At 72.3% G+C, this 7,184-nt stretch carries 5 protein-coding genes; 3 read left to right on the forward strand and 2 right to left on the reverse strand.

The features are described from left to right. A partial coding sequence (locus tag N864_RS17030) for an FUSC family protein (RefSeq protein ID WP_205620982.1) occupies positions 1–1,664 on the forward strand: 1,664 nt, incomplete at its 5' end. Between the two features lie 2 nt (positions 1,665–1,666). On the opposite strand, the gene N864_RS17035 is transcribed toward N864_RS17030, so the two are convergent. After that, the gene (locus N864_RS17035; RefSeq protein WP_081793981.1) at positions 1,667–2,641 is read right to left on the reverse strand and encodes a DMT family transporter; all 975 of its coding nucleotides are present in this window, start codon (positions 2,639–2,641) and stop codon (positions 1,667–1,669) included. An 87-nt stretch (positions 2,642–2,728) separates the two neighbouring features. On the opposite strand from N864_RS17035, the gene pdxR reads away from it, so the two are divergent. Next, positions 2,729–4,204 carry a MocR-like pyridoxine biosynthesis transcription factor PdxR gene (pdxR, locus tag N864_RS17040; protein WP_034719650.1) on the forward strand — a complete coding sequence of 492 codons (1,476 nt, stop codon included), beginning with the start codon at positions 2,729–2,731 and terminating at the stop codon, positions 4,202–4,204. Between the two features lie 125 nt (positions 4,205–4,329). On the opposite strand, the gene N864_RS17045 is transcribed toward pdxR, so the two are convergent. Next, the gene (locus N864_RS17045) at positions 4,330–5,016 is read right to left on the reverse strand and encodes an acetate uptake transporter (protein ID WP_205620983.1); all 687 of its coding nucleotides are present in this window, start codon (positions 5,014–5,016) and stop codon (positions 4,330–4,332) included. Between the two features lie 151 nt (positions 5,017–5,167). On the opposite strand from N864_RS17045, the gene acs reads away from it, so the two are divergent. Beyond that, positions 5,168–7,153 carry an acetate--CoA ligase gene (acs, locus tag N864_RS17050; RefSeq protein WP_034719654.1) on the forward strand — a complete coding sequence of 662 codons (1,986 nt, stop codon included), beginning with the start codon at positions 5,168–5,170 and terminating at the stop codon, positions 7,151–7,153. The last annotated feature ends 31 nt before the right edge of the window (positions 7,154–7,184 follow it).

Raw genomic sequence — 7,184 nt, forward strand, 5'->3', positions numbered from 1 at the left:
CGGTCGACCTGAGGGAAGTGACCGGTCGACCGGGGGGGGGACAATGGCCCTTACCCGCCCCCGCCGACATCCCCGCACCGTTCGACCACAAGCGGCTCCTCATGGGTGCGCCGGCGCCCTCCCGGCTGCACATCGCCGTCGCGGCCGGCCTGTCACTCGGCATCGCGGCCACGATCGTGACCCTCGTCGGGAATCCGGGCCACGCGCTCTTCGTCTCGTTGGGCGCCTTCACGGCCCTCTACGGCACCGACCGGCCGTACCGGAAGCGGGTCTCGCTCCTGCTCATCGTGCTGCTCATGCTCATCGGCGCGGCCGTCTTCGGCGCCCTGGCCCACGACCTCGCGGCCCTCCTCGGCGCGGTCCCGGGCTCCGTGACGGCGGCGGGCTTCGTCGTCATCGGTGGGGTCACCCTGCTGGCGACGCTGGTGACCTTCCTGGCCAACGCGCTGCAGCTCGGCCCGCCCGGCGGGTTCTTCTTCGCCATGGTGGCCTCGATGGCGTCCCTGCTCGCCGCGAGGCAGGTCGGCGTCGGCGAGATCGCGCTGCTGACTCTCCTCGGCGGCGCCGTCGCCCTCGTCCTCTCGCTCCTGCCGGCCCTGTGGGCGCCGCACGGGCCGGTCGCGAAGCGGCTCAAGACTGCGGACGCTGCCGTCGGCCGGCACCTCAGGGCGGTCGACGCCGGCCGGGCGACGAGCCGGACCCGCACCGAGGCGGCCGTCGCGCTACACGCCGCCTGGAACGCAATCGAGGAGGCCGACCTGCGCGACAGCGCGACGAGCCGCGCGCTGCACGGGATGCACGAGCGGTTCGCCGCGACGCTCGGCCCGGAGCACGGGCGGCCGGACAGGTCGACCGAGGCGGCTGAGGACCGGCGCCTCGCGGTCGACATCCCGCTCGGGCCACCGGACCGCCGCTACCTGTTGCGCCGCTCGCTGCGCCTCGGCTCGTTCCCGACGATCCTCGCCCTGCGCGTCCTCATCGCGTGCGCGGTGGCGGGGATAGCGGCCTACCTGCTGGGGACGGGACGTCCCGACTGGGCGATCATGAGCGCGATCCTCGTCCTGCACAGCGGCGTGGACCGGCTCGTCGGGACCTACCGGGCGCTGCACCGCCTCATCGGCACCGCCGTCGGCATCGTCGTCTTCACGCTCGTGTATGCCGCCCACCCGCACGGGTATGTCCTCATTGCCCTGCTCGCCGTCCTCCAGTTCCTCATCGAGCTGTTCGTCGTGCGCAACTACGCCGTCGCCGTCGTCCTGATCACTCCCCTCGTCCTGCTCGTCACCACCAGCCCCGGCCAGGACCCGGGGGCCCTCATCTGGGCGCGCCTCGTCGACACGGTCCTCGGAGTGGCGGTCGGGGTCGCCGTGCTGTGGACCGTCGGGCGCAGCTTCTGGCAGCGGGCCCTACCCGGCCAGCTGGACCGCGTCGCCGCGGCGACCGCCGGGCTCGAGGACGTCCTGGCCACCGAGCCGCCGGGCGGTGAGCGCGCGCTCGAGGCGAGGCGCGACCTGCAGTTCGAGCTCATCGAGGCGGTCCGGGTCGCTGACGCCGCCTACCGCAACGCGCCGCAGCACGCCGGCCGGCACTGGCAGCGGCACCTCAGGACGCAGGACGCGGGCTACCGGCTGCTCGCCGCGTGCTGGGTCGGCGTGGACCGCTGAGCTCAGCGGGCGAGCGCGCCCTCCGCCTCGCAGCCGGTCGGCGCTGCCCGGCGGGACCGCGTCGGCATCCCGATCACGACGGCCGCGCCCAGCACGACGCCGAAGCCGAGCAGCTGCGGCCACGCGAGGTGCTCGCCGAGCACGAGCACCCCGAGGGCGATCGAGACGATCGGGATCAGGTAGGTCACCGTCGAGCTGATCGTGACCCCTGCGCCCCGCACGACGTCGAACTGCAGCATGTAGGCCAGTCCCGTGCCGACCACCCCGAGCACGACAACCGCCAACAGCGGGCCGTATGCCGCTGAGCCGCCTTGCGTCGCAAGGCTCCACGGCGCGGGGCCGGGTCGCGCGACGGCCCACCAGACGAGGGTGACCGGCACCATGAGGGCCGAGCCGCACAGGAGCAGGGCGGTCGGCTGCGAGAGCCCACCGAGGTCGACGTGGGCCAGGTGGCGGCGCAGGTAGGTCCAGCCGAGCCCGTAGGACATCCCCGCCGCGACGACGATCGCGAAGCCGACGAGGTCGGGGCGGCCCGCGGACTCCCAGGGCTGCATGATCGTCACGACCCCGAGGAAGCCGACGACGACGGCGGTCAGCTTGCGGGTGGTGAGCCGGTCGCTCGGCAGGAGCGCCAGGCCGAAGAGGACCGCCGCGAGCGGGGTCGTCGCGTTGCCGATGCCGGCGAGGGCCGAGCTGACCCGGGTCTCGCCGAGGGCGAAGCCGGTGAACGGGACCACGGTGAGGAAGATGCTCGAGACGAGCAGGTGCCCCCAGACGTGCCCGCCGCGCGGCAGCCGGGCGCCCGTCGCACGCAGTAGGAGGAGCAGCACGGCCGCCCCGGCGAGGATCCGCAGGCCGGCGATCTGCACGGGTGCGAGGGCGTGCAGCCCGACCTTCATGAGCAGGAAGCTCGAGCCCCAGATGAGGGCGAGAGCGAGATACTTGGCCTGCCAGGGGACGCGGGGAGTGGTCGTCACGCGGACCATTCTGCGCTTCTAACCGGTTCGGACACAGATCCGGAAATGCCCGGGAATCACAGACCACTTTGGGGCTAGTCTCGGGAGATGGCTCGCACGGCGCGCATTCCCGACCTGCCCCTCCGGCTGCCGGCCGGTGACGCCCCACTGCGCCACCGGATCAGCGAGGCGATCCTCGAACAGGTCGGCGCCGGCCGGCTCCAGCCCGGGGACGCACTGCCGTCGACCCGGGTGCTGGCCAGCCAGCTCGGCGTCGGGCGGGGCGCGGTGGTGGCTGCCTATGACGAGCTGACCGCAGCCGGGTTCGTCGACGCGGTCGCCGGGTCCGGCACGGTCGTCGCGGCCGATGCCTGCCAGGCCGCTCGGGCCGGTGCCCGCACCCACGTGCCCGACAAGCCGGCGTCGGCGCGCGCCATCGTCCTCGACGACGTCGCCGCGCCCCGGCGGGGCCTCTGCTCCGACGACCTGCCGCCCCTACCGCCCGTCGTCGGCGGCCAGCCCTCGCTCGAGCTGCGGCCCGGCGCGCCGGACACGAGCCTGGTCAACCCCGCCGACTGGCGGCGCGCCTGGCGGCACGGCGCGAGCGGCGAGGTGGACGAGTTCGTCCGCGCTGACGCCTCGCACGGCGAGCTGCGCCAGGCGCTCTCGTGGCACCTGCGCCGCACTCGTGGGGTCGCCGCCGACCCGGACCGGATCCTCGTCGCGCCCGGGGTCAACGCGCTGCTCCCGGCCCTCGCCGCCGCGGCGGGATGGCGCGGGCGGCAGGTGGTGCTGGAGGACCCCGGCTACGTCGACCCGCGCCAGGCCTTCGAGCGGGAGGGGGTGCGGCTGCGTCCCGTCCCGGTCGACGACGACGGGCTCGACCCCGCCCTGCTCACCCACCGCGACGAGGGCGTCTATGTCACCCCGGCGCACCAGTTCCCCCTCGGCGGCCGGATGCCCGTCGCCCGCCGCGTCGAGCTGGTCGACTGGGCGCGCACGCACGACGCGCTCGTCGTGGAGGACGACTACGACGGCGAGTTCCGCTACGACGTCTCGCCGCTGCCCGCCCTCCACTCGCTCGACGGCGCCGACGACCACGTGACCTATGTCGGCACCGCGTCCAAGATCCTCGCGCCGTCCCTGCGCGTCGCCTGGGTCATCCCGCCCCGCTGGCTGCGCGATCCACTCCGCCGCGAGCTCGAGACCCGTGGGCTGCACGTGACGCCCGTCGTCAGCCGCATGCTCGCTGAGCTCATCGGGTCGGGTGCCCTCGCGCGGCACCTCGCTCGCGCAGGCCGCACGTATGCCGCTCGGCGCGCGGCGCTCGTCGCCGCCCTCGAGCGCCACGCTCCGTGGCTGCCCCAGGCGGGCGTCTGTGCGGGGTTGCACGTCGTCGCCCGTCTCCCTGAGGACAGCGATGACCACGAGGTGGCAAGTCGGTTGGAGGCCAAGGGAATCCGCGTCACGCCGCTGACGGCATACGCCATCGACAGCACCGCGCCCGGGTTGGTGATCGGCTATGCCACCCTGCCCGAGACGCAGGCCGACCGAGTCGGCCGCGAGATCGCGGCCGCCGTCTGACGCGAACTGGCCTTTCGTCGGGAACTGGCCTCTCGACGTGTGAACCGTCGAGAGGCCACGAACCGTCGAGAGGCCACGAACCGTCGAGAGGCCAGTTCCCGACAGGACTCAGCCGGCTCCGAAGGTCACGGCCGGGGCCAGACGGGCAGCGCCGGATGCTTTGCGGTGAAGTTGAACACCGCCGCGAACGACGCGTACCACGCGACGGCCGCGGTGACGATGCCGACGATGCCGCCGGCCTTGTCCCAGAAGCTGACGCCCGTGAAGGCACCGATGGTCAGCAGGGCGAAGGTGACGAACAGGGTGACGAAGACAGCCGCGACCGCTCCAGAGACCCGGAAGGAGGCGAGCATCATGTAGCCGGTGAAGATCGTCCAGCCGAGCAGGTAGTACGCGGCGGCCTTGGCGGCCGAGCTGCCTGCTGCGGACAGGTCGGTCCGCCCGAACCACCAGAACGACAGCCAGAAGGCGCCGTAGGAGCAGAAGGCGACCGCTCCGAAGGTGTTGCCCTTCGCGAACTCCCACAGGCCAGCGGCGAACTGGGCGATCCCGCCGTAGAAGATGGCCAGCCCGAAGACGCCGGTCGTCACCGTGGCGGGGAGCAGGCCGGCGTTGACGACACTGAGGAAGAAGGTCGTCATGGCGAAGCCGGCGAGCCCCAGGGGGGCCGGGTCGGCCAGGTGCGATCCCGGCGGCATGACCCGCTCCGGGGCCTCGAGCCCCGGGCCGCCCACTCTGCCGGTGGCGCCGAGTTCTGGTCCTCGGACGCTGCCGGGGGCCTCTGGTCCAAAGTTGCGTTCGGCGGTCGCCATGATCGCTCCTTTCGTGCCAGCAGGCAGGAACACTTCTGACGGTAAGTCGCCGGTCCGGGCGGCGCAAGGACGAGTTCGGAAGGGGTCTTGTCGACTGCTCGCGAGAGGCGTTCAGTTGGAGGGGAGCACGTCCGCACGAGGAGGACCCGAGATGTCCCAGGAAACGCTGTCCAATCTCCTGCACGAGCAGCGTCGCTTCCCGCCGAGTGAGGAGTTCGCCGCCCAGGCGGTCGCGAAGCCCTCGCTCTATGAGGAGGCGGCCGCGGACCGTGAGGCGTTCTGGGGTCGTCAGGCGCACGAGCTGCTGACGTGGTCCAAGGACTTCGACCAGGTCCTCGACTGGACGGACGCTCCCTTCGCGAAGTGGTTCGTCGGCGGCCGGCTCAACGCCTGCTACAACTGCGTCGACCGGCACGTCGAGGCGGGTCTCGGTGACCGAGTCGCCTACTACTGGCAGGGCGACCCCGAGGGCGACAAGCGCACCATCACCTACGCCGACCTGCAGCGCATGGTCTGCCAGGCAGCCAACGCCCTCGAGTCGCTGGGCATCCACCAGGACGACACGGTCGCGATCTACCTGCCGATGATCCCGGAGACGGTGGTCGCGATGCTCGCCTGCGCCCGGATCGGCGCGCCGCACACCCTCGTCTTCGCCGGCTTCTCGGCAGAGGCCCTCGCCAGCCGGATCGCCGACGCGGACGCGAGGGTCGTCATCACGGCGGACGGCCAGTTCCGTCGTGGCACCCGGGCACCGCTCAAGCCACAGGTCGACGAGGCGGTCGCCAAGTCGCCCGGGGTCGAGAAGGTGGTCGTCGTGCGGCGCACGGGCGACGAGATCGCCTGGGACGAAAGCCGCGACGTCTGGTGGCACGACCTCGTCGACCAGCAGTCCGACCAGCACGAGGCCCACGACTTCGACTCGGAGCAGCCCCTCTACATCCTCTACACCTCCGGCACGACGGGGAAGCCGAAGGGCATCTTCCACACCACCGGCGGCTACCTCACGCAGTGCGCCTACACCCACCGGAACGTCTTCGACGTGCACCCCGAGCGGGACGTCTACTGGTGCGCCGCCGACGTCGGCTGGGTCACCGGGCACTCGTACATCGTCTACGGCCCGCTCACCAATGCCGCGACCTCGATCCTCTACGAGGGGGTGCCGCACCCCGGTGCCCAGGACCGCTGGTGGAAGCTCATCGACGAACGCAAGGTCTCGATCCTCTACACCGCGCCGACGACGATCCGCACCTACATGAAGTGGGGCACCGACATGCTCCAAGGGCACGACCTGTCGTCGCTGCGCCTGCTCGGCTCGGTCGGGGAGCCGATCAACCCGGAGGCGTGGATCTGGTACCGCGACACGATCGGCGGGGGCTGGTGCCCCGTCGTCGACACGTGGTGGCAGACCGAGACGGGCGCCATCATGGTCAGCCCGCTGCCGGGGGTCACGGCCACCAAGCCGGGCTCGGCGATGCGGGCGCTGCCCGGGATCACCGTCGACGTCGTCGACGACACGGGGCAGCCGGTGCCCAACGGCTCCGGCGGCTACCTCGTCGTGACGAGCCCCTGGCCGGCGATGCTCCGGGGCGTGTGGGGCGACCCGGAGCGCTACCGGGAGACGTACTGGTCCCGCTTCCCGGGGCTCTACTTCGCCGGCGACGGGGCGAAGAAGGACGAGGACGGCGACCTCTGGCTGCTCGGCCGGGTCGACGACGTCATGAACGTCTCGGGCCACCGCCTGTCGACGACCGAGATCGAGTCGGCCCTGGTCTCCCACCCCAAGGTTGCCGAGGCGGCGGTCGTCGGGGCCAACGACCCCACGACCGGGCAGATGGTCTGCGCCTTCGTCATCCTGCGGCAGGAGGCGATCCAGGAGGCGGACGAGCCGGGCGAGGGCTCCGAGCTCGTCGCCGAGCTGCGGGACCACGTGGCCAAGGAGATCGGCCCGATCGCCAAGCCTCGCGAGATCCTCGTCGTGAGCGAGCTGCCCAAGACCCGGTCCGGCAAGATCATGCGTCGGCTGCTGCGCGACGTCGCCGAGGACCGCGCGATCGGCGATGTCACGACCCTCGCCGACAGCACCGTCATGGACCAGATCCGCCAGCGGATGGCGACGACCCACGTGCCCGGGCACTGAGCGCGCCGGGACCGCGCGGGGCGCGCCGGGA

The sequence above is a fragment of the Intrasporangium chromatireducens Q5-1 genome (assembly GCF_000576575.1).
Taxonomy (GTDB): domain Bacteria; phylum Actinomycetota; class Actinomycetes; order Actinomycetales; family Dermatophilaceae; genus Intrasporangium_A; species Intrasporangium_A chromatireducens.

What these genes read in the sequence shown, in the direction of transcription:
- pdxR (WP_034719650.1), top strand. Translation starts at nt 2,729, where the DNA reads ATGGCTCGCACGGCGCGCATTCCCGACCTGCCCCTCCGGCTGCCGGCC.
- N864_RS17045 (WP_205620983.1), bottom strand. Translation starts at nt 5,016, where the DNA reads ATGGCGACCGCCGAACGCAACTTTGGACCAGAGGCCCCCGGCAGCGTC.
- acs (WP_034719654.1), top strand. Translation starts at nt 5,168, where the DNA reads ATGTCCCAGGAAACGCTGTCCAATCTCCTGCACGAGCAGCGTCGCTTC.